This is a genomic window from Rhizobium jaguaris (assembly GCF_003627755.1).
In the GTDB taxonomy this organism is placed as follows: Bacteria; Pseudomonadota; Alphaproteobacteria; order Rhizobiales; family Rhizobiaceae; genus Rhizobium; species Rhizobium jaguaris.
The window spans coordinates 1,037,814-1,056,530 of record NZ_CP032694.1; the positions used below are offsets into that span (position 1 = coordinate 1,037,814).

An 18,717-nucleotide genomic window follows, 5' to 3' on the forward strand; every position below is an offset into this window, starting at 1 on the left:
ATCGCCGTTTTTCAATGTTACACGACACCTTCGTCATTTGCTGGTCGACGAGGTCGTCGTGGTGTCGGTTCCAGGCACCGCGGCCGTTGCCGGGGTCTTCGCAGCCTTTTCGGAAGCCTGCATAGCAAGCGTCTTGAACTCCGGTGCGGCCTTCAGCGAGTCAGCCGTTTCGGTAGTCGTCAGCTTGATGCTGCCGTCCTGGGCATTCTGGGTCGCGGTGACCTTGTCGAAGGGAACGGCGACATTCTTCTGGCCGATGCCAAGGAAACCGCCGACGCCAACGACTGCGGCGGTAACACCGCCCTGCTTCTGCAGGATGAGGTCGTTGATGCTGCCGATGCTTTCATTCTGACCGTTATAGACCGACTGGCCCATATAGGTCTTGGCGCTGATCTGATCTGCCGATTGCTGGGTCAGATATCCAGCGGCCTGCGCCGTGTTTGTCGTCGGTGCCGGGGCCGGAGCCTGGGCATTGTTTTGCGGCTTAGCGGTCTTGGTGTCAGGCGTTGCCGGAGCGGTCTGCGTCATCGGCGCGGTGGTGTTGTTGCCGGTTGACGGCTGCTGTGCCTGAGCGAAAGCCATCGGTGAAAGAACCGATGCTGTGGCAAAGATCGCGCCAGCAGCGGCGGAAGTGAACAATTTGCCGGTCATCGTGAACCTACCTTTCATTCTGATGGGCATGTTAACCAGCTCGGGCGGGGCCACTCTTTTGGCTGACCATCACCGTGCCGGTTCGTTAGAAAAATGGTCGAAAAGAGCTTTAGTTCCGGCAAGAGTTGCGGGCGGCGGCGGTACGCGGCCTCTGTGAGGTCAAAATAACGCGAAGAATCAAAGGACAACGTGCAGGTTAATACAACCTAAACAATTGATTTCATAACCGGGTTGCAGCGATGAACAGGCTGACTTCGGTGCATAGCACCTGTTTGTCCGCTGAACGCCGCACAAGCAAAATTTTTGCTGCAGGGGTCACCTTCTCCCGGTGGGGAGAAGGCAAAAATACAATCAAATCTTGTAGATCGGATCAAAAATGCCCTTGACCGTGGGGCCAAGTTCCAGGAGCGCACCGGCTTGTGGCTGCATTGAGCGGGCGTCTTCGTCAAGGCCTTCCCAGGCTGTCGTCACCGCGAGACGATCGGCATTTTGGCCGATGAAGGCCGGGCAGGAGGGCTGCATGGCGGGTACGCGATAGCGCTCGATGCGCAAGCCGTCAGGGCTGTAGCGATCGACGAAACCGGAGCCCCAGCGGGCGTTCCAGATGTAACCGTCAGCATCGCAGACCGAGCCGTCGAGGCCGCCCGGGTCTTCCATGCTGTCGACCATGACAATCGGCTCGCCGACCGGCATCCCGGTGAGTGGGTCGACCAGCACCCGCATCAACTGGCTGACGCGCGTATCGGTGAAATATCCGATCGTGCCGTCGGGTGAAAAGCAGATGGAATTCGGAATGCTAAGCTGATCGAAGATCTTCGTCACCTTGCCGCCGGCAACATGATAGATCGCGCCAGCCTGCATTTCCGCCCGTTTGCCCATGGTGCTGATCCACAAGGAACCGGAAATATGAGTACGCCCGTCATTGGAGCGGTTCTCGGGCTTGTCCGCCTCGATCGCGGTATAAAAGGTCAGTTCGCCGGATCCGACATCGCGAAGAAACAATCCTTCTTCGGTGGCGAGCAATTGCCGTCGGTCGTCAACACGCGCGAGTACGCTTGCCATCATCGGCAGCGCGTAAACTTCCTTCTTGCCCGTCGCTAGATGCAGTTCATGTAGTTCCTTGCCGATAATGTTGAACCACCAGACCGTATCCGTATCGGGATCATAGGTCGGTCCTTCGCCCAAAACCGATGCGGTGTTGCAGAGAATATTACCCTGGAAATCATGAATGTCGGTCATATGGGTCAGGCTCCTACGGCAGCATCATAGGCGTAAATGGTCACCTTGGCGCGTTCGGCAACCTCTGCTGTCGTCATTCCCGGCTTGTAAAGGCTGGTGCCGAGACCGAAGGCCAGGATGCCGGCTTTGGTGTAATCGCCGAAATTTTTGTCCGAAACGCCGCCGACGGCAGCGATGACAAGCTCGGGCGGCAGCACGGCTCGGATGGCGGTGATACCGGAGGCGCCCAGCACGCCGGCCGGGAAAAATTTAAGACCCGTTGCACCGGCACGTGCAGCCGAAAGCGCTTCCGTCGCGGTGAATACGCCAGGCATCGTCACCATGCCTTTGTCGCGTGCGCGACTGATGACGGCAGGTTCGACATTCGGCGTCACCAGCAGCTTGCCGCCGGCGGCGTCCAGCCGATCGACGTCTTCAACAGTCAGCACCGTGCCGGCGCCGATCAGGCAGTCGGCGGGCGCCATCTTGGCGGCGATCTCGATCGAGCGGAAGGGCTCAGGCGAGTTCAGCGGGATTTCGATCGCCGTCAGGCCGGCATCGATCAGAGCGCCGACGATATCGGCTGTCTCTTCGGGCTTGATGCCGCGGAGAATGGCGATAAGCGGGCGCTTCATGGGGGGGAAGGGGGTGCGGGTCGTCATCAGCTTTTTCTTTCGTTATTTGGCCAAATCGCCTTCGCCGCGGCGGAAAGCCCGCGGCGGACGGCGGCATCGGCATCAACAGTCGTATAGGTGAGGCCTAAGGTGCGGAATGCATCTTCGTAGAGCGTCTGCAATCGTCCTGACGCGACGAGGGTAATCGCAGCCCCTTGTCCGGCAGATGACAGCGCACCGGCGATTTCGGCGCCGATCAGCGTGCCCGAGATCAATGCCCGCGCTCCGGCCGCTGTCAGGCCATGCAGAAGTTGGCCAGCACGGGCGGTAAAGAGCAGGTTCGTGGCAAGTGCCGGCTTGTTGAAGGCGGCCTTGATCGCGGACTCGAAGGCGGTGCTGTCGGCAGGCACGTCGGCCGCACCGGCAACGGCGTGCGACAGGATGCTGTGCTTTGTGATGACGTCGAAGAGCTCGCCGGTCATGAAGGTCGAAAAGCCGGTCACTTGGCCATTGACGACGCGGACCCATTTCGAATGTGTGCCAGGCATGCAGACGACCTGCTCGCCCTTGGCATCAGCCGCTATCGCGCCGAGCAATTGTGTTTCCTCGCCGCGCATGACGTCAGGCGCTTGCCTGTCGCGCTGCGCCAGACCCGGCAGAATACGGACGTCGCGCGATTGGCCGGGCACGGAAACGGCACCGGTGAGGATGGCGGAGAGCGATGTGGGTGTGTCGATATAGCCGGCTTCCACCCAGCCTTGACGGGCGCCGGCCATGCCGCAGACGATGACGGGAAGGTTTTCTGGCGCGGCGAGGGCATCAAGATGCGATTGCAGCACCTGGGCAAAGCCTGTCTGAGCCGCCGATGTCATACCTTCGCCGCTGCGGCGCTCGCCGAGAATGCTGTCATCTTCGCCGATCAGCCACAGCCGGAAACTGCTGGTGCCCCAATCGACCGCGATATATGCGGGACTTGCCACTAGAAAATACCTCCGTCGACAATGATGGACTGTGCGGTGATGCTGCCCGCGCTGTCGGATGCGAGAAAAAGTGTCGGGCCGACCAGATCGGCAGCCTTTAGAACGTGCTTAAGGCATTGGCGCTCGACCGTCTTGGCTATGCTTTCTTCCGTCAGCCAAAGCTCCATCTGCCGCTCGGTCACGACCATGCCTGGCAGAACGGCGTTGACGCGGATATTTTCCGATCCAAAGCGGCCGGCAAGGCTCTTGGTCAGGCCGATGACGCCCGCCTTTGCAGTTGCGTAGGCGGAGAGATGCGGCGGGTTCATCTTGAAGACGATCGACGAGAAGTTGATGATCGCTCCGCCGCCAGCCGCCCGCATACCCGGCGCTGCGGCCTGTGAGACGAAGAAAACCTGTTTGAGATTGATCGCCTGGCTATTGTCCCAATACTCCTCGGTCGTCGTGTCGATCTCATGCCGGTCATCCCAGGCGGCGTTGTTGACGAGGACGCGGATCGCGCCGAGATCGGATTCGACGGCGGCGACCGTGCTTTTGATGGTGCCGACGTCGCGCAGATCGGCATGATAGAAGGCGACCGGATGGGCCGATTGCGCCGAGAGCCGGACAGCAAGCGCCTTGCTCGGCTCTTCCGCTATGTCGATGAAAGCGACCTTGGCGCCCTGCTGAGCGAAACCTTCGACAAGTGCCGCGCCTATGCCGGAGCCGCCGCCCGTAATCAGGACGGTGCGATCTTTGAGATCGGGAAATTTTGCCTGTGCCTCGGTCAAGTTCGTCTCCCTCCCGGAAAAACATCAGATAGTTCCACTATTTGGAACGGTATTTGACTATATGGAATTATCGGATTACCTTCAACCATGTCAAGGATGCATGGAACGCCGCAGAAGTGGCGAGGCAGTTATGGATTCGAAACGGGACGAACATAAAGGGGAAATCCGTCGCGCTACGGAGACCGGTACGCTCGGCAAGCTCATGGCGCTCGTCGATCTCGTTGCGCTGGCGGATAACCCAATGCGCTTCACCGACATCCTGTCGCTGTCCGACCAGCCGCGGGGCACACTGCATAGGCAATTGTCACACCTCGTCGAGGAGGGGCTGCTGGAGACCGATCGCGATGGACGTTATCTGCCCGGCATCAGGCTCTTGAGCTTAGCGTCACGCAGTTGGGCGCGCAATGAATTCAGAACCGTCGCCGAGCCGCATCTGCGCCTTCTGCAGGCACAGACCGGCGAGACCGTGCACCTCGGCGTCTTACGCGGCACCGAGGTCATCTATCTCGACAAGGTCGAGGGTCGGCAGTCCGTGCGCATGTATTCGCAGATCGGCAACGCCTCGCCGGCCTATTGCACCGGCGTCGGCAAGGCTGCATTGTCTGCTCTGGACGATATCGGCCTCGAAGCACGAGTCTCCGGCCTCCAGTTTCATGCCTATACCGAGCATACCCATCGCAGCGTGGCAGATCTTCAGGCCGACATCGCTGCTATCAGGGCGCGCGGTTGCGCTTTTGACCGCGAGGAGCATGAAAACGGCATATGCTGCGTCGCCGCGCCTATCCGCTCAGACGATGGCGATATACTGGCCGGCGTTTCGGTAACCGGCCCAGCCTACCGCGTTACGTCGGAAAAATTGCAGGAATGGGCGCCTTTGGTAAAGGTTGCGGCGGCCGCGATCATGCAGGATGTGCGCAGTCGGCTAGGTCCGAGGCGCTAATCTTGCCGATTTTCTCGACTGTCATGCGAAATTCACCAATTTAGCCTTTCGTGTGCTGGACCTTGGCCAACTTAAACGTTTATTCTAAGTCGCTTGTTGAGAATCGCGGATGAGCTGCCATTCTCGTTGAGTACCTGCTGCTACGCTCCGAGGAGAAGGGCGGACCGATTGCTAGGCGCCGTAGTATGAGTGTCGCAGCGGGTGATATTTTTAAAAATTTATATTTGATCAATCGCCGGCTTGTCGGCGTTCATGCGGTGACCCGGAGGCCTGGAGGCGGCGATTTCGCGTTTGTGCCCCTCCATTACACGAAGAAGACTAATGATGGCGGCATTGGTGCAGGCGGGAAGGGCCCCTCGGGGCGAGGATTATATTGATGAAATTACCGGTCTGAAGACACAGTTCGATGTTTTTCGCTTTATGAAGCGGCTGACGGAAGCCTATCGCTGCCGTGCATTCATGGTACTGAACCTGCCCCCGGTTACATCTTTCGAACTGCAGAGCAATTCGGTTATCAACAACTGGCCCGCCGAACTCCTGGCAACCTACGACCAGGAAGGGCTGATGACGAACAGTCCGGTGCTGCGACGTCTGCGTAATTCCACATTGCCTTTTATCCACGAGACAACGGCAAGCACCAATCGCGATGATGGCAGAGCCCAACTCATCACCGCCTTGTTCGAACGCTTTCGCATGACACGCTGCATCTATTTGCCGACCCATGACGCATCCGGTCTTCGCGGCGCTGTGTCGCTTGCCGGAGATCGCGAGCTCTTCACACCCGAGGAGATTAAGGATCTCTGCTATGTCGCGCTCTATGTTTTCGATCGGCTCGCGGAAATCCGCAATATGGATATCCGGGTCACTGACGCGCTGACGGATCGGGAGATCGATTGTCTGAACTGGACGGCTGCGGGTAAGACCAGCGCCGAAATCGCGGAAATCCTGACGCTCTCCGAACATACGGTCAATCACTACCTGAACCGGGCCACCAAGAAGCTGGACACAGTCAACCGCACCCAGGCAGTCGCCAAAGCGCTGCGCGTCGGGTTGATCAAGTAGGGCATGATCCCAAAAAGTGTGCGGCGGTTTTTGGAGAAGATCGCGCCCGGAAGATACCATGATCCCAGGAAGCGCGGCGATTTCAGCGGAGATTTTGCTCAATAAAGAGTGAGAGCGAGTGAAATCCGGGCAATTTTCTGCGCTAATTTTGTGCGCTGCACATAAAACTTGCTGATGGCTTCTGCGGCGACTGCGGGCCGAACTTGGAGTGGCCCCTACAATATCCTGAAAAATATATAGTTTTTTGATTTCGCGGAACTGGCACGCTTTCTGCTTATCAATGGACAGAGGTCCAGAGGGGACTTTGATACCAGCGCCGATCAACGCGCGCGGATCAGGCAGCCGTTGCTGATGCTATTGTCGTTGCTTCTCCGACGGCAAGGTATCGGCGGCGGCTGTTGCTTATTTGGCACTTCCTTAAAATCAAGGCGGTTTAATGCGCGATTTTTCGCGCGCTCGCCCTAGTCCTTTCAAAGCTTTGCTTTATGTCCCCCGCAAATATCGCTTCTCCTAGCGAGCGTTGCGGCCGGTGGGGCTCTAAGCCCGGCGGACCTGCCGGCTGCAACGCGTCCAGCCGTTTTGTCGCTATTCCCCTTAATTTCGATTGGCGAAGTTCCACCGCTCCACTATCTAAGCCTGAGAGATCGGAAGCGTGCGGTCGCGCGCCGCGATCCGGACGCATATCGCGCAGTGAGGATGGAATGGCAGACATCACCAAGGAACAGGTTCTGGAAACGCTGAGAACCGTTCGCGGCCCGGACCTGGAGCACAATATCGTTGAGCTCGGCATGGTGTCGGATGTCTTCATTTCCGATGCTAAGGTGTATTTCTCGATTACGGTTCCCGCCGAGCGTGCCAAGGAATTGGAGCCGATGCGCCTCGCCGCCGAGAGAGTCATCAAGGAATTGCCCGGCGTGAAGGGCGCTTTGGTCGCGCTGACTGCGGACAAGAAGGCTGGCGCGGGTGCACCTGCCGCGCGCCCGGCGCCCGCCCAGCCGAGTGCGCATTCCCACGCACATGCACCGCAACAGCCGCCCCGTGCCGGCAAGATCGGCGTTCCCGGCATCGGCGCCATTATTGCCGTTGCCTCCGGCAAGGGCGGCGTTGGCAAGTCGACCACGGCCGTCAATCTCGCGCTCGGCCTGCTCGCCAACGGCCTGCGCGTCGGCATTCTGGATGCCGACATCTACGGCCCGTCCATGCCGCGTCTCCTGAAGATTTCCGGCCGGCCGACTCAGATCGATGGCCGCATCATCAACCCCATGCAGAATTACGGCCTCAAGGTCATGTCCATGGGCTTCCTTGTCGATGAGGAGACGGCGATGATCTGGCGCGGGCCAATGGTGCAGTCGGCACTGTTGCAGATGTTGCGCGAAGTCGCCTGGGGTGAGCTCGACGTACTCGTCGTCGACATGCCGCCAGGGACCGGCGATGCGCAACTGACCATGGCGCAGCAGGTGCCGCTCGCCGGCGCCATCATCGTTTCGACGCCGCAGGATCTGGCACTGATCGACGCCCGCAAGGGCCTGAACATGTTCCGCAAGGTGGAAGTACCGGTGCTCGGCATCGTCGAAAACATGAGCTACTTCATCGCCCCCGACACCGGTGCACGTTACGATATCTTCGGTCATGGCGGCGCGCGGAAGGAGGCCGAGCGTATCGGCGTGCCTTTCCTTGGCGAAGTGCCGCTGACCATGGGCATCCGCGAGACTTCCGATGCCGGCACGCCCGTGGTTGCTTCCGACCCAAATGGCGCCGTTGCCGGCGTCTATCGCGATATCGCCGCCAAAGTCTGGGCACAGATAAGCAATACGCCTCAGCGCGCAGCACCATCCATCGTCTTCGAATAATTTCACAACATGCGTGCCGGTCAGCGGTCGGCACGATTGCCTTGCTCGCGCCGTGTGCTATGACTTCGCCGGGTCGTGAATCTGCGGTGAAAGCGCGCATTGAAAGGGTTGTGACTTGATTCTTGGCGAGCTTTGCTGCATATGCGCCGCCGGCGTGAATTTGGTCGGGCATATCCGATGACGGCCATCTGCCAAATGGTGACTTCGTCTCGCTTGAGCAATCGGCGTTCTCATGACGGACGAAGGATTGGTACAGCAGCGCAATGGAGCATGGACACGGATTCCCTGCCGGAACGGCGGGATACGCCCGGAGTTTTATGAACTTTTTTCAGTGGCCATCTGCAGAATCGCGGCAAGAGCGCACAAAGCGCCATGGCTACAGCTTTGCCTCTAGAGTAATTTCAGGAAAAGTGGGCAGCGGTTTTCCGTCCGAAACCGCGGAAAAACAAGCAGATAGCGCATCTCTGCGATTTTGCGGAAAGCTGAACCGCTCTGACGCGCCGAGGACGATCCGTTGATCACGGCCTATAGCTCCGACTGCAAGTCGCTCGAATTGGCAGATCTTTCGAGCATTGCCCGATTGTCGGAGAACGCTGTCTGGATCGACATGGTCGAACCGTCCCGCGAAGAAGAAGCGAATATCGAGCGCCTGCTTGGGCTCGAGGTGCCGACCCGCGAGGACATGAAGGACATCGAGCCATCGAGCCGGCTCTATGTCGAAGACAGCTCGGTCTTTCTGACGGCGTCGCTGCTGTGGAAGGTCGATACCAATCTGCCGACGCTGACCGATGTTGCCTTCATCCTGACGGATCATCGCCTGGTCACGATCCGCTACGCCCAGCCGAAGTCCTTCGCGCTGTTCATCGCAGCGCTGCAACGCATTCCGAAGGAGCGGCGCACGGGTGTCGCGCTTCTGGCGAAACTTCTGGAAACAATCGTCGACCGCACGGCCGAAGTCCTTGAACAGACGGTCTCAGGCATCGATATATTGTCGGTGCATGTGTTCGGCGACCGCGTGAAGAAAGTCCGCCGTCCGTCGAACTATCTGGAAGAGAAACTGAAGGACATTGCAGGTTACCATCGCACGGTCAGCAAGGTGCGCGATAGCCTGAGTTCATTGTCGCGGCTTCTGACCTTCCTTCATACCATCCCCGCCATGCAGCAGGACCATGAGGCCAAGGAATTGTGCCGCAACGTCTCGCGGGATGTGCAATCCTTGTCCGAACATGCATCTTTCGTCGCCGGTAACATTACCTTCCTGCTGGATGCATCGCTCGGTCTGATTAATATCGAGCAGAACGCCATCATCAAGATTTTCTCGATCGCTTCCGTAGTCTTCTTGCCGCCGACGCTTGTTGCCTCGGTCTACGGTATGAATTTCGAGTTCATACCCGAGTTGCATTTCGCCTATGGATACCCAGCATCGTTGTTTCTGATGGTGGTGTCTGCCGTCGTTCCATTTCTCTTTTTTCGCTGGAAAGGCTGGCTCTGAGAGTCTAGTGATCCTGAATGTCTGACGTAACCCATCATTCTCCCGACGGGAAAATGGACGCTCGTAAGCTCGCATTCCTCGCCCTCGGTTCAATTGGCGTGGTGTATGGCGATATCGGCACGAGCCCGCTCTATGCCTTTCGCGAGGCGCTGAAGCCGGTCGCTGCCGACGGTCTGACGCGTGGCGAAGTCATCAGCGTCGTCTCGCTGATGTTCTGGACTCTGACGATCATCGTCACGATCAAATATGTCCTTTTTCTGCTTCGTGCAGACAATGACGGCGAAGGCGGCACACTGTCGCTGCTGGCGCTGTTGATGAAGACCGCGAATGGCCACACGGCCATTTTGATGCTGTTGGGATTAATGGGTGCCGCACTCTTCCTCGGCGACGCGATGATTACCCCGGCGCTTTCGGTTCTCTCCGCCGTCGAAGGCCTGAAGCTCGTCACACCGTCACTGTCGGAATACATCGTGCCCATATCGGTTGCGATCATGGCTCTGCTTTTCGCGATCCAGTCGCATGGCACGGGCGCAGTTGCACGCTTCTTCGGCCCGGTCATGGCACTCTGGTTCATCGTCATGGGCCTTGCTGGCGTCATGCACATTTCCGATGATTTCAGCATTCTGGCCGCACTCAATCCCTATTACGCGGTCAGTTTCCTCTTGCGGGAAGGCTTTCTCGGCGTCGTCGTCCTGGGCGCGGTGTTCCTGACTGTCACGGGTGCGGAAGCCCTTTATGCCGACCTTGGTCATTTTGGCCGTCGCCCGATCCAGTGGGCTTGGTTTGTGCTTGTGTTTCCGTCGCTGGCTTTGAACTACCTCGGCCAGGGCGCCCTGGTGCTGCGCAACCCCATGGCCATGTCCGACCCGTTCTTCCTGATGTATCCGCACTGGGCGATCCTGCCGGTGGTCATTCTCGCCACTCTGGCAACAATCATCGCCAGCCAGTCGGTCATCACCGGTGCCTTCTCGCTCACGCGCCAAGCTATCCATCTCGGCTTCCTGCCGCGAATGGAGATTCTCTTCACGTCAGAGACCAATACCGGCCAGATCTTTCTGCCGTCGGCCAATGCCGTGCTGTTTTTCGGCGTCGTCTTCCTCGTCTTGAGCTTCAAGACCTCGGATGCACTGGCGATAGCCTATGGTATCTCCGTGACCGGTGCGATGGTTGTCACCTCGATCATGGCCTTCGAGTTCGTACGTGTTCGCTGGAACTGGACGCTGCCGATGGCGGTCGCGGTGCTGACGCCGCTGGTGTTGCTGGAATTCGTCTTCCTTGGCGCGAACCTCCTCAAAATCCGCGACGGCGGTTATGTTCCGGTGCTGATCGCGACCGCCTTCACCGTCATCATGTGGACCTGGCGCCGCGGCACGGCGATCCTGATGGAGAAGACGCGGCACACCGATATTCCGTTGTCGTCCTTCGTGAGCTCGATCGAGCGCAAGAGCGACCACTCGCCGGCCCACGTTCCTGGTACGGCGATCTTCCTCACCAGCGATCCGGAATCCGCACCTGCTGCGCTGCTGCATAATCTGAAGCACAACCACGTCCTGCACGACAAGAACGTCATCCTGACGATTCGCACCGTCAACAAGCCGCGTGTCGCCCAGGAGGACCGCTACTTGGTGGAGAAAGTCTCCGACCGCTTCTCGGTTGTCGAACTGCGTTTCGGCTTCATGGAATCGCAGAACGTCTCTCAGGCATTGGCGACTTTGCGCAAGACCGGGTTGAAGTTCGACATCATGTCGACCTCCTTCTATCTCGGCCGCCGCAAGCTGGTGCCAGACGCAAAATCCGGCATGCCGCACTGGCAGGACCGGCTTTACATCGCGCTCGCCAACGCTGCGACCGATCCTTCCGACTACTTCCGCCTGCCGGCCAACCGCGTGGTGGAACTGGGATCGCACGTCATCATCTGACGCGGACTAAATCAGCTTTTTTGCATCAATGGCCCGGTGGATATCCGCCGGGGCCTTTACACGCCGACATTTCCGAATGTATTCGTGAACGCGCAACAGCCGAGTTAACCATCCATCAAGGTTAATCGGAGATTATTCCGGCTCTTAGTCCAGAGTGCCGTTGGAGTCCGGTATTGCCTCGTCCGAGTCGTGTCCCCCGCAAGTTTGGTTTCTTGCCGAAAAACTGGACTTCGCCAGCTGTCTTCGGGTTTTGCGCATGGCTGATCTTTCCGTCCACAGTGGCCTATGCCGATCTTGCCGGTCTGCTGGCGGGTATCGACAGGGGTAGCAGCAACTGGCGCATGGTGATCACCAAATCGCCGGCCGGCTCCACGCACCAGGAAGAACTTGCCTTCGGTGACGCGTCGACCGCGGCTGCGGTCGGCGAAGGCGGTCTCGTCATGCCCGACGGCCGTCGCGTTGCCTTCGTATCGCAGAAAAAGGGCAGCGATCCCAGGCCCGACGAAGATCGCATCAACCGCCAGGACAAAAAGAGCCGTGTGGTTGCAGTCGCGCCGATGCAGCCGCCCAAGGATTTTTCCGCCGGTTCCGTGCTGCAGCGCGACAGCATGCTGTTCCGACCCGAGTTGGATACCAAGGACAAGACTGCTTTCTTGAAGCCGAGGATCGGTGGAAAAGAGATCCAGATTGCCACGGCCTTCTATAAGAAAGAACCGCCGAAGCCTGATAACAGCGTGCCGTCCTACCTCGCAAGCCTGGTCACGAGCCACGATGCCGATGTTCTCGCCGCCGCCTATGCGTCGCCGCCGCAGGACTACGCCCGCGTCTCGCCCTTCGATTCGATCCTCGCTAAGGATCAGGACTATGAAGGCCGTTTCGTGCCGCAGATTGGTCCTGAGGACCATGCCTGGGCCGCGAATGTCCTGCCTCCCTCGGTCTTTTCTTCGGACGAACAGCAGTGCCTTGCCACCGGCATCTATTTCGAAGCGCGCGGGGAATCGGTGAAGGGGCAGGCGGCTGTCGCCCAGGTCATCCTCAATCGCGTCCGCAACCCGGCCTATCCGAAGACCATTTGCGGTGTCGTTTATCAGAACGACGATTGGCACAACGCCTGCCAGTTTTCCTTTGCCTGCGACAACGTCAAAGACCGCGTCAATTCGCCCGAGCATTGGAAGATCGCCCGCCAGGTGGCCATGGCTGTGACCGCCGGCAAGATCTGGCTGCCGGAAGTCGGCTCCGCCACACACTACCATGCCGTCTACGTCCGGCCGAAATGGGCGGCTGAAATGGTGAAGGTCGGCCGTATCGGCATGCACATCTTCTACCGCACCTATGGCGGCGGCTGGAGCTGACAGCGATCGCACGGCGGGACCGATGCGGTCCAGCAGGCGGTAGGCGGTCGGCAAAAAAAGGCCGCAGAAAAGCTTGGCCTGAAGACGATTCTTAGGCCCAGTTTCCCACCAGCATCGCATATGCGCTCTAAGATCATGATTTAATTCGGCTAATTTATGGCTGGACAGATGACGTCTACGCCTTGACTATGCTTTTTCCTAAAACTATGTTGCGCGCGACTTCAAAACGGGCCGAAAGGTGGCGAAACCTACCGTTCGTTTACGCGTTGACCGGGGTAATGGGGCTGCGCGCTACGAAACTGGGAGGACATCACCATGGTTGATGACCGCGACGAAAGTCTGGAAAAGCGACGGGAGCAACTTGAAGCCGAACTGGCGACCAAGCGCTCTGTGTTGGGAGAGGATGAACGAGGGGAGGTTCGCGCCGAGGAGAGCCGGAAAGGCTACGCTGAGGCGATGAAGCTTTCTAGTGAATTCATTGCTGCCATCATCGTTGGCGCAGTTCTGGGCTATCTCTTCGACCGTTTTGTCGGCACTGCGCCGTGGGGCATGATTATTCTTCTGCTTCTCGGATTTTGTGCCGGCGTGCTGAATGTTCTGCGCTCTGCAGGCAAGGTGGCGACACCAATGCCCGAAAAGCACGGGCTTGATAAGAAATGAGGTGGAAGCGGCGCTGCGGCGTGGTTTCCTGGTGAGAGGCATCCGCTTTGACAAGCGGGAAAATGAAAGAGAACAGCGGTGGCAAACGGTCCTACCCATCAGTTCCTGATCTTCAAGATTATACCGATCGATATCGGCGGGATTGATTTTTCGTTCACCAATGCTTCGCTGTTCATGGTTGCTTCGGCGGTGATCTCTGCCGGCTTCCTCTATTTTGCCACCTCGCACCGCAGCGTCATTCCTGGCCGCGCCCAATCGGTGGCGGAGATGGCCTACGAGTTCATCGCCTCGATGCTGAAAGAAGGGGCGGGAACCAAGGGGATGCAGTTCTTCCCGCTGGTCTTCTCGCTCTTCATGTTCGTGCTGACGGCAAACCTGCTCGGCATGGTTCCTTATTTCTTCACCATTACCGCCCAGATCATCGTTACTGTCGCCTTGGCGCTTCTGGTCATCCTGACGGTCATCATCTACGGCGCCATCAAGCATGGCTTCGGCTTTCTGAAGCTCTTCGTGCCGCAAGGTGTACCCGGCATTCTGTTGCTGCTGGTGGTGCCGATCGAGATTATCTCCTTCCTGTCGCGGCCGGTTTCACTCTCCATTCGTCTTTTCGCCAACATGCTGGCAGGCCATATCACGCTTAAGGTGTTCGCAGGCTTCGTTGCCTCGCTCGGAGCGCTTGGCGCGCTTGGCATTGGTGGCGCCATTCTTCCCTGATCATGACCGTCGCCCTCACCGGTCTCGAGTTCCTTGTCGCCTTCCTCCAGGCTTACGTCTTTGCGGTACTGACTTGCATGTACATCAATGACGCAATCCATCCGGGTGGCCACTAAGGATAAAGACATTGACGTCTAAGGGCGTCAGTCATTCACCGCACAACCATTTCAAAGGAGTTCAACATGGACGCGGAAGCAGCAAAGTTCATCGGCGCAGGTTTGGCTTGCTTTGGTATGGCCGGCACGGCTCTCGGCCTCGGCAATATCTTCGGCAGCTACCTGTCCGGCGCACTGCGCAACCCGTCGGCTGCTGACGGCCAGTTCGGCCGCCTGGTATTCGGCTTCGCCGTTACGGAAGCTCTGGGCATCTTCTCGCTGCTCATCGCTCTCCTTCTGCTGTTCGCCGTCTGATATCAGCGGCGTGATAGATCACGGTTCGCGGGACAGCGAGCCGTGATTCTTTGTATTTGCAGACCACCTGGAGGTGAGCATGTTTGTGACCCCGGCTTATGCTGAAGAAGCACCGCCGGCAGCCGGCGCGGTGAAAACGGAGACGGGTGCGCCCGATCAGGGCCATCACGCAGGCGTATTCCCGCCGTTTGACCATACGACGTATCCGTCACAGCTGCTTTGGCTGGTGATCACCTTCGCGATCTTCTACGTGGCCATGCAGAAGATCGTCGTTCCGCGCGTTGGCGGCATCCTGGAAAGCCGCCACGACCGTATCGCCCAGGATATCGACGAAGCTTCGCGTCTGAAGGCCGAAGCCGATGCTGCCGTTGCGACCTACGAAAGCGAGCTGGCTGCAGCGCGCACCAAGGCGAATTCGATTGGCGCCACTGCCCGTGACGCCGCCAAGGCAAAGGCTGAGGAGGATCGCAAGGCGATCGAAGCAAGCCTTTCCGAGAAATTGAAGGCCGCTGAGGCCCGAATCAGCGAGATCAAGGCGAAAGCCCTCGGCGACGTCGGTGCCATTGCTGAAGAAACGGCCGCTGCCGTTGTCGAGCAGCTTGTCGGCAGCGTCGCCGGCCAGGCTGATGTCGCTTCGGCTGTTGCCGAAGCATCCGCTAAGCGGGAGGGTTGATCCATGGAATTCGGTCTGGACGAAACTTTCTTTGCCTTCGTCGCTCTCATCATCTTCCTCGGCCTCGTCGTCTACCTGAAAGTTCCGGGGATGATGGCAAAGTCGCTGGATGACCGCGCCGATCAGATCCGCAACGAACTCGCCGAAGCCAAGCGCCTGCGCGAAGAGGCCCAGCATCTGCTGGCCGAATACCAGCGCAAGCGCAAGGAAGCTGAAGCTGAAGCTGCGCATATCGTTGCCGCGGCCGAGCGCGAAGCTGAAATGCTGACGGCGGAAGCTCGCAAGAAGACGGAGGAATTCGTCGCCAACCGCACGGCGGTGTCCGAGCAGAAGATCAAGCAGGCGGAAGCCGACGCGATGAAGGCTGTTCGCTCCGCTGCAGTCGACCTGGCCATTGCCGCTGCCGAATCCGTGCTCGCCAAGAAGGCCGACGGCCGCGTTCAATCCGAACTCTTCAGCAACGCCATTGGCGAAGTGAAGACTCGGCTGAACTGAGCGCGCAAGCAATCGATCTTAGGAAAGCCCGGCTTCGGCCGGGCTTTTTGCGTTTGAAGACACTAATGATCCGCGGCAACATTTGACGATAGCCCTGGATCCAAACTAGATTTCGGCTCACTTTAAGGAGTGAGCTGGTGATACCAAGCGTGGACAGCGGTGAAGGACCATTTCGCCATGACGATATCATCTATCGGCGCACTCTTCCTTGGACAGCGAGTGTTCACGCCCTTCTCTCGGCACTTCAAGCACATGGCTTTGTGAACGCGCCACTGTCCGGCGGATATGACGCGGCGTGGGAGAGGGTGAGCTTTGTCCCAGGCGGGACCGGTGATTTGGATGAGAATGAGAATATCAGGTCCCTGGAAGCCTTACGATCGGCGGCCTGCTTGCTGCGGCGCTATCATGACTGCACCGCGCTGTTTATGCGCGCGATGCTGGAGGACCAGACATGGCAATTGCCGCCGCGGCCACCGTTTGAGGTGATCTGCCACGGCGATTTCGCGCCCTATAATGTCATTCTCAACGGCGGCGAGGTGACTGATATCATCGACTTCGAGACGGCGGCGAGGTGACTGATATCATCGACTTCGAGACGGCCCATCCTGGCCCGCGCGGCTGGGATCTCGCCTATGCCATCTATCGCTGGGCGCCTCTGTCTGCCGGCGTTACTGTCAAAGACCTCGGTGAGCTCGAAACACAAATTCTCCGCACCCGTATCTTTCTTGATGCCTACGGCTTGGCCGCAAAGGAACGACCGGCATTGCCGGGCATGATCATTGACCGTCTTAACGCCTTGGTCGGCTTCATGGAACGCGAGGCGGCCAATGGTGTGGAACGGTATCGCCGCAATTTCGAACAAGGCCACGATCACATTTACCGGCGCGATGTCGCTTATATCGGCGAGCATCGGGAGCAGATTATAGCCGGCCTTGTGGAATGAAGGATCGGAAAGGCGGCTTTCAGGCCTCATCCCTCCGAAGCGGCCGGAAGCTCATGCGATGCAGCGAGCAGGGACCGTGCTTTTCGATGCCGGCGCGATGCTGGGCGGTGGCGTAGCCGGCATGGGCGGCGAAACCGTAGACAGGAAAGACGTCGCCGGCGCGAGCCATCATCCGGTCGCGGGTCACCTTGGCGACGATCGAAGCGGCGGCGATGGAAAAGGAGCGCGCATCGCCCTTGACCACGGCTTTTCCCGGGCAGGCGAGCCCGCCGGGCACATCCAGCCCATCGGTCAGGACGTAACTTGCCGGCACGGCAAGGCTGCAGATGGCCCGGCGCATAGCGTCCAGGCTCGCCTTGCGGATATCGGTGATGTCGATGCGGGCAGCACTTGAGGAGGCAATGGAGACGGTGGCGGTCGCGAGGATTTCGACAAACAATGCCTCGCGCCTCACGGCCGAAAGCTGCTTGGAATCGTTCAATCCCTCGGGAATGCGCTCCGGGTCGAGAATGACCGCGGCCGCTACAACGGGGCCTGCCAGCGGCCCGCGTCCCGCCTCATCGGCACCCGCTACCGGCCAGTGCCCAGCGCGACGGGCAATCAGTTCCAACTCGAAGGTCGGAACGATCGGCTCCTCGTCGAAAAGCATGGGAGAATCGGATGGTGTGCTGCGTGGCATGCGGCAAAGCTCGCACACCACCCGATCTCCTGCAAGCCCCCGGTGGATCAAGGCGGCGAAACCGGGGACTTTTCCGGCGGGCAGGGAAACCCGCGGGAAAAGGGTTCACAGCAGTGAAAGCTGCGCGCCGCTGCCATCCGGCGGCACAAACAGGTCGTCGCGTATCGCAATGCTGCGGCGGGTGAGCTCCAGCCGCTTCGTTGCCATTTCGAAACGGCGGCTGATCTGCCAAGCATAGGGGCCTGCACCCTTCATGCGTTTGCCGAACTCGGCATCATAATCCTTGCCGCCACGCATCGAACGGATCAGCGACATGACATGGCGGTACCGATCCGGATAGTTCTGCAGCAGCCAATCGCGGAAGAGCGGGCTGACCTCCAGCGGCAGGCGCAGGATGACATAGCTCGCTTCCATGGCGCCGGCTGCCTTGCCCGCATCGAGAATGCGCTCGATCTCGTGGTCGTTGAGGGCAGGGATGATCGGCGCCACCATCACGGCGGTCTGGATACCGGCCTCGCTGAGCGCGCGGATCGCCTCCAGGCGTCGCTGGGGTGTAGCGGCGCGTGGTTCCATGGTGCGCGCCAGCTTGCGGTCGAGCGTGGTCACGGAGATACCGACACGCACCAGGCTTTTGGCTGCCATCTCCTTCAGAATGTCGACATCGCGCATGATCAGTGCCGACTTGGTGACAATCGCGACCGGATGGTTTGCCTTGTTCAGCACTTCGAGAATCTGGCGCATGATCCGCCATTCCTTCTCGATCGGCTGATAAGGATCGGTATTGGTGCCGATCGCGATGACGCGCGGCTTGTAGCCGGGCTTGGCGAGTTCTCGTTCCAGCAGTCGCGCAGCATCAGGTTTGGCGAAGAGTTTCGATTCGAAATCGAGCCCCGCCGACAGGCCCATATAGGCATGTGTCGGCCGTGCGAAACAATAGATGCAGCCATGCTCGCAGCCACGATAGGGGTTGATGGAACGATCGAAGGGGATATCGGGAGACTCGTTGCGCGTGATTGCCGTGCGCGGCTTTTCCACCTGCACTTCGGTTTTGAACGGCGGCAATTCTTCCAGCGTCTGCCAGCCGTCGTCGAATGTCTCACGCCGCAGCGGCTCGAACCGGCCGCTCGGGTTCAGCCCAGCGCCGCGACCGCGCCTGCGATCGATCTCGACTCTGAGACCGGTGTCGGCGATCAAAGCATTGGCAACATCTGCCGTGTTGGCAGGCGCAAATGCGGCCTGCCCTGCAAGGGACTGCTCGTTCATCGGTAACTCCGGGGCGGTTTGCGGTATGGCAC

The 18,717-nt window shown here is 59.1% G+C and carries 19 protein-coding genes and 1 pseudogene; 13 read left to right on the forward strand and 7 right to left on the reverse strand.

What is annotated here, in order from left to right; translation table 11 throughout:
* Nucleotides 1-33: 33 nt before the first annotated feature.
* The 5 genes from CCGE525_RS05040 to CCGE525_RS05060 all read right to left on the reverse strand — a co-directional run bounded on the left by CCGE525_RS05040 (nucleotide 34) and on the right by CCGE525_RS05060 (nucleotide 4,233).
* Nucleotides 34-651 carry a PRC-barrel domain-containing protein gene (locus CCGE525_RS05040; RefSeq protein ID WP_120703328.1) on the reverse strand — a complete coding sequence of 206 codons (618 nt, stop codon included), beginning with the start codon at nucleotides 649-651 and terminating at the stop codon, nucleotides 34-36.
* A 351-nt stretch (nucleotides 652-1,002) separates the two neighbouring features.
* Nucleotides 1,003-1,890, reverse strand: a complete 888-nt coding sequence (locus tag CCGE525_RS05045; RefSeq protein WP_120703329.1) for an SMP-30/gluconolactonase/LRE family protein — start codon at nucleotides 1,888-1,890, stop codon at nucleotides 1,003-1,005.
* 5 nt (nucleotides 1,891-1,895) lie between these two features.
* Nucleotides 1,896-2,531 (reverse strand): 2-dehydro-3-deoxy-6-phosphogalactonate aldolase, encoded by a 636-nt coding sequence (locus CCGE525_RS05050; RefSeq protein WP_120703330.1) that lies wholly within the window; start codon nucleotides 2,529-2,531, stop codon nucleotides 1,896-1,898.
* Complete coding sequence (locus CCGE525_RS05055) at nucleotides 2,531-3,463, reverse strand: 2-dehydro-3-deoxygalactonokinase (RefSeq protein WP_120703331.1); 933 nt, start codon at nucleotides 3,461-3,463, stop codon at nucleotides 2,531-2,533. The genes CCGE525_RS05050 and CCGE525_RS05055 overlap by 1 nt, the downstream gene beginning before the upstream one ends.
* On the reverse strand, nucleotides 3,463-4,233 hold the full coding sequence (locus CCGE525_RS05060; RefSeq protein ID WP_120703332.1) for an SDR family NAD(P)-dependent oxidoreductase: 771 nt from the start codon (nucleotides 4,231-4,233) through the stop codon (nucleotides 3,463-3,465). Before CCGE525_RS05060 ends, CCGE525_RS05055 begins: the two co-directional genes overlap by 1 nt.
* Nucleotides 4,234-4,363: 130 nt before the next feature.
* On the opposite strand from CCGE525_RS05060, the gene CCGE525_RS05065 reads away from it, so the two are divergent.
* The 13 genes and pseudogenes from CCGE525_RS05065 to CCGE525_RS38910 all read left to right on the forward strand — a co-directional run bounded on the left by CCGE525_RS05065 (nucleotide 4,364) and on the right by CCGE525_RS38910 (nucleotide 16,743).
* Entirely contained in the window at nucleotides 4,364-5,173 is an 810-nt protein-coding gene (locus CCGE525_RS05065) for an IclR family transcriptional regulator (protein ID WP_120703333.1), read from the forward strand.
* 321 nt (nucleotides 5,174-5,494) lie between these two features.
* The gene (locus tag CCGE525_RS05070; RefSeq protein WP_414132009.1) at nucleotides 5,495-6,235 is read left to right on the forward strand and encodes a helix-turn-helix transcriptional regulator; all 741 of its coding nucleotides are present in this window, start codon (nucleotides 5,495-5,497) and stop codon (nucleotides 6,233-6,235) included.
* A gap of 701 nt (nucleotides 6,236-6,936) precedes the next feature.
* The gene (locus CCGE525_RS05075; RefSeq protein ID WP_120703334.1) at nucleotides 6,937-8,085 is read left to right on the forward strand and encodes an Mrp/NBP35 family ATP-binding protein; all 1,149 of its coding nucleotides are present in this window, start codon (nucleotides 6,937-6,939) and stop codon (nucleotides 8,083-8,085) included.
* 514 nt (nucleotides 8,086-8,599) lie between these two features.
* Nucleotides 8,600-9,577, forward strand: a complete 978-nt coding sequence (gene corA, locus CCGE525_RS05080) for a magnesium/cobalt transporter CorA (protein WP_120703335.1) — start codon at nucleotides 8,600-8,602, stop codon at nucleotides 9,575-9,577.
* Between the two features lie 53 nt (nucleotides 9,578-9,630).
* Nucleotides 9,631-11,496 (forward strand): potassium transporter Kup, encoded by a 1,866-nt coding sequence (locus CCGE525_RS05085; protein ID WP_120703336.1) that lies wholly within the window; start codon nucleotides 9,631-9,633, stop codon nucleotides 11,494-11,496.
* Nucleotides 11,497-11,669: 173 nt separating this feature from the next.
* The gene (locus tag CCGE525_RS05090; RefSeq protein WP_120703337.1) at nucleotides 11,670-12,848 is read left to right on the forward strand and encodes a cell wall hydrolase; all 1,179 of its coding nucleotides are present in this window, start codon (nucleotides 11,670-11,672) and stop codon (nucleotides 12,846-12,848) included.
* 315 nt (nucleotides 12,849-13,163) lie between these two features.
* The gene (locus CCGE525_RS05095) at nucleotides 13,164-13,508 is read left to right on the forward strand and encodes an AtpZ/AtpI family protein (protein ID WP_120703338.1); all 345 of its coding nucleotides are present in this window, start codon (nucleotides 13,164-13,166) and stop codon (nucleotides 13,506-13,508) included.
* A 78-nt stretch (nucleotides 13,509-13,586) separates the two neighbouring features.
* Nucleotides 13,587-14,338 (forward strand): annotated as a pseudogene (locus CCGE525_RS05100) (F0F1 ATP synthase subunit A).
* A 66-nt stretch (nucleotides 14,339-14,404) separates the two neighbouring features.
* Nucleotides 14,405-14,632: a F0F1 ATP synthase subunit C gene (locus tag CCGE525_RS05105; protein WP_120703339.1), complete on the forward strand. Its 228-nt coding sequence runs from the start codon at nucleotides 14,405-14,407 to the stop codon at nucleotides 14,630-14,632.
* 79 nt (nucleotides 14,633-14,711) lie between these two features.
* The gene (locus tag CCGE525_RS05110) at nucleotides 14,712-15,305 is read left to right on the forward strand and encodes a F0F1 ATP synthase subunit B (protein WP_120703340.1); all 594 of its coding nucleotides are present in this window, start codon (nucleotides 14,712-14,714) and stop codon (nucleotides 15,303-15,305) included.
* Between the two features lie 3 nt (nucleotides 15,306-15,308).
* Entirely contained in the window at nucleotides 15,309-15,800 is a 492-nt protein-coding gene (locus tag CCGE525_RS05115) for a F0F1 ATP synthase subunit B (protein ID WP_120703341.1), read from the forward strand.
* Nucleotides 15,801-15,937: 137 nt separating this feature from the next.
* On the forward strand, nucleotides 15,938-16,375 hold the full coding sequence (locus CCGE525_RS38905; RefSeq protein WP_245472089.1) for a phosphotransferase: 438 nt from the start codon (nucleotides 15,938-15,940) through the stop codon (nucleotides 16,373-16,375).
* A complete protein-coding gene (locus CCGE525_RS38910) occupies nucleotides 16,372-16,743 on the forward strand; it encodes a hypothetical protein (RefSeq protein WP_245472090.1) in 372 nt (123 codons plus the stop codon). Before CCGE525_RS38905 ends, CCGE525_RS38910 begins: the two co-directional genes overlap by 4 nt.
* Before the next feature lie 19 nt (nucleotides 16,744-16,762).
* Here the strand turns inward: CCGE525_RS38910 and CCGE525_RS05125 are convergent, their stop codons facing one another.
* Both CCGE525_RS05125 and CCGE525_RS05130 read right to left on the reverse strand, forming a co-directional pair.
* Nucleotides 16,763-17,422, reverse strand: coding sequence for a ribonuclease HII (locus tag CCGE525_RS05125; protein ID WP_120703342.1), 660 nt, complete (start codon nucleotides 17,420-17,422; stop codon nucleotides 16,763-16,765).
* A 105-nt stretch (nucleotides 17,423-17,527) separates the two neighbouring features.
* Complete coding sequence (locus CCGE525_RS05130) at nucleotides 17,528-18,685, reverse strand: PA0069 family radical SAM protein (protein ID WP_120703343.1); 1,158 nt, start codon at nucleotides 18,683-18,685, stop codon at nucleotides 17,528-17,530.
* Nucleotides 18,686-18,717 lie beyond the last annotated feature (32 nt).

Excerpts from the sequence above, each read along its gene's own strand:
- CCGE525_RS05040 (WP_120703328.1), bottom strand. The coding sequence starts at position 651 with ATGACCGGCAAATTGTTCACTTCCGCCGCTGCTGGCGCGATCTTTGCC.
- CCGE525_RS05045 (WP_120703329.1), bottom strand. The coding sequence starts at position 1,890 with ATGACCGACATTCATGATTTCCAGGGTAATATTCTCTGCAACACCGCA.
- CCGE525_RS05050 (WP_120703330.1), bottom strand. The coding sequence starts at position 2,531 with ATGACGACCCGCACCCCCTTCCCCCCCATGAAGCGCCCGCTTATCGCC.
- CCGE525_RS05065 (WP_120703333.1), top strand. The coding sequence starts at position 4,364 with ATGGATTCGAAACGGGACGAACATAAAGGGGAAATCCGTCGCGCTACG.
- CCGE525_RS05070 (WP_414132009.1), top strand. The coding sequence starts at position 5,495 with ATGATGGCGGCATTGGTGCAGGCGGGAAGGGCCCCTCGGGGCGAGGAT.
- CCGE525_RS05075 (WP_120703334.1), top strand. The coding sequence starts at position 6,937 with ATGGCAGACATCACCAAGGAACAGGTTCTGGAAACGCTGAGAACCGTT.
- CCGE525_RS05085 (WP_120703336.1), top strand. The coding sequence starts at position 9,631 with ATGGACGCTCGTAAGCTCGCATTCCTCGCCCTCGGTTCAATTGGCGTG.
- CCGE525_RS05095 (WP_120703338.1), top strand. The coding sequence starts at position 13,164 with ATGGTTGATGACCGCGACGAAAGTCTGGAAAAGCGACGGGAGCAACTT.
- CCGE525_RS05105 (WP_120703339.1), top strand. The coding sequence starts at position 14,405 with ATGGACGCGGAAGCAGCAAAGTTCATCGGCGCAGGTTTGGCTTGCTTT.
- CCGE525_RS05110 (WP_120703340.1), top strand. The coding sequence starts at position 14,712 with ATGTTTGTGACCCCGGCTTATGCTGAAGAAGCACCGCCGGCAGCCGGC.
- CCGE525_RS05115 (WP_120703341.1), top strand. The coding sequence starts at position 15,309 with ATGGAATTCGGTCTGGACGAAACTTTCTTTGCCTTCGTCGCTCTCATC.
- CCGE525_RS05125 (WP_120703342.1), bottom strand. The coding sequence starts at position 17,422 with ATGCCACGCAGCACACCATCCGATTCTCCCATGCTTTTCGACGAGGAG.
- CCGE525_RS05130 (WP_120703343.1), bottom strand. The coding sequence starts at position 18,685 with ATGAACGAGCAGTCCCTTGCAGGGCAGGCCGCATTTGCGCCTGCCAAC.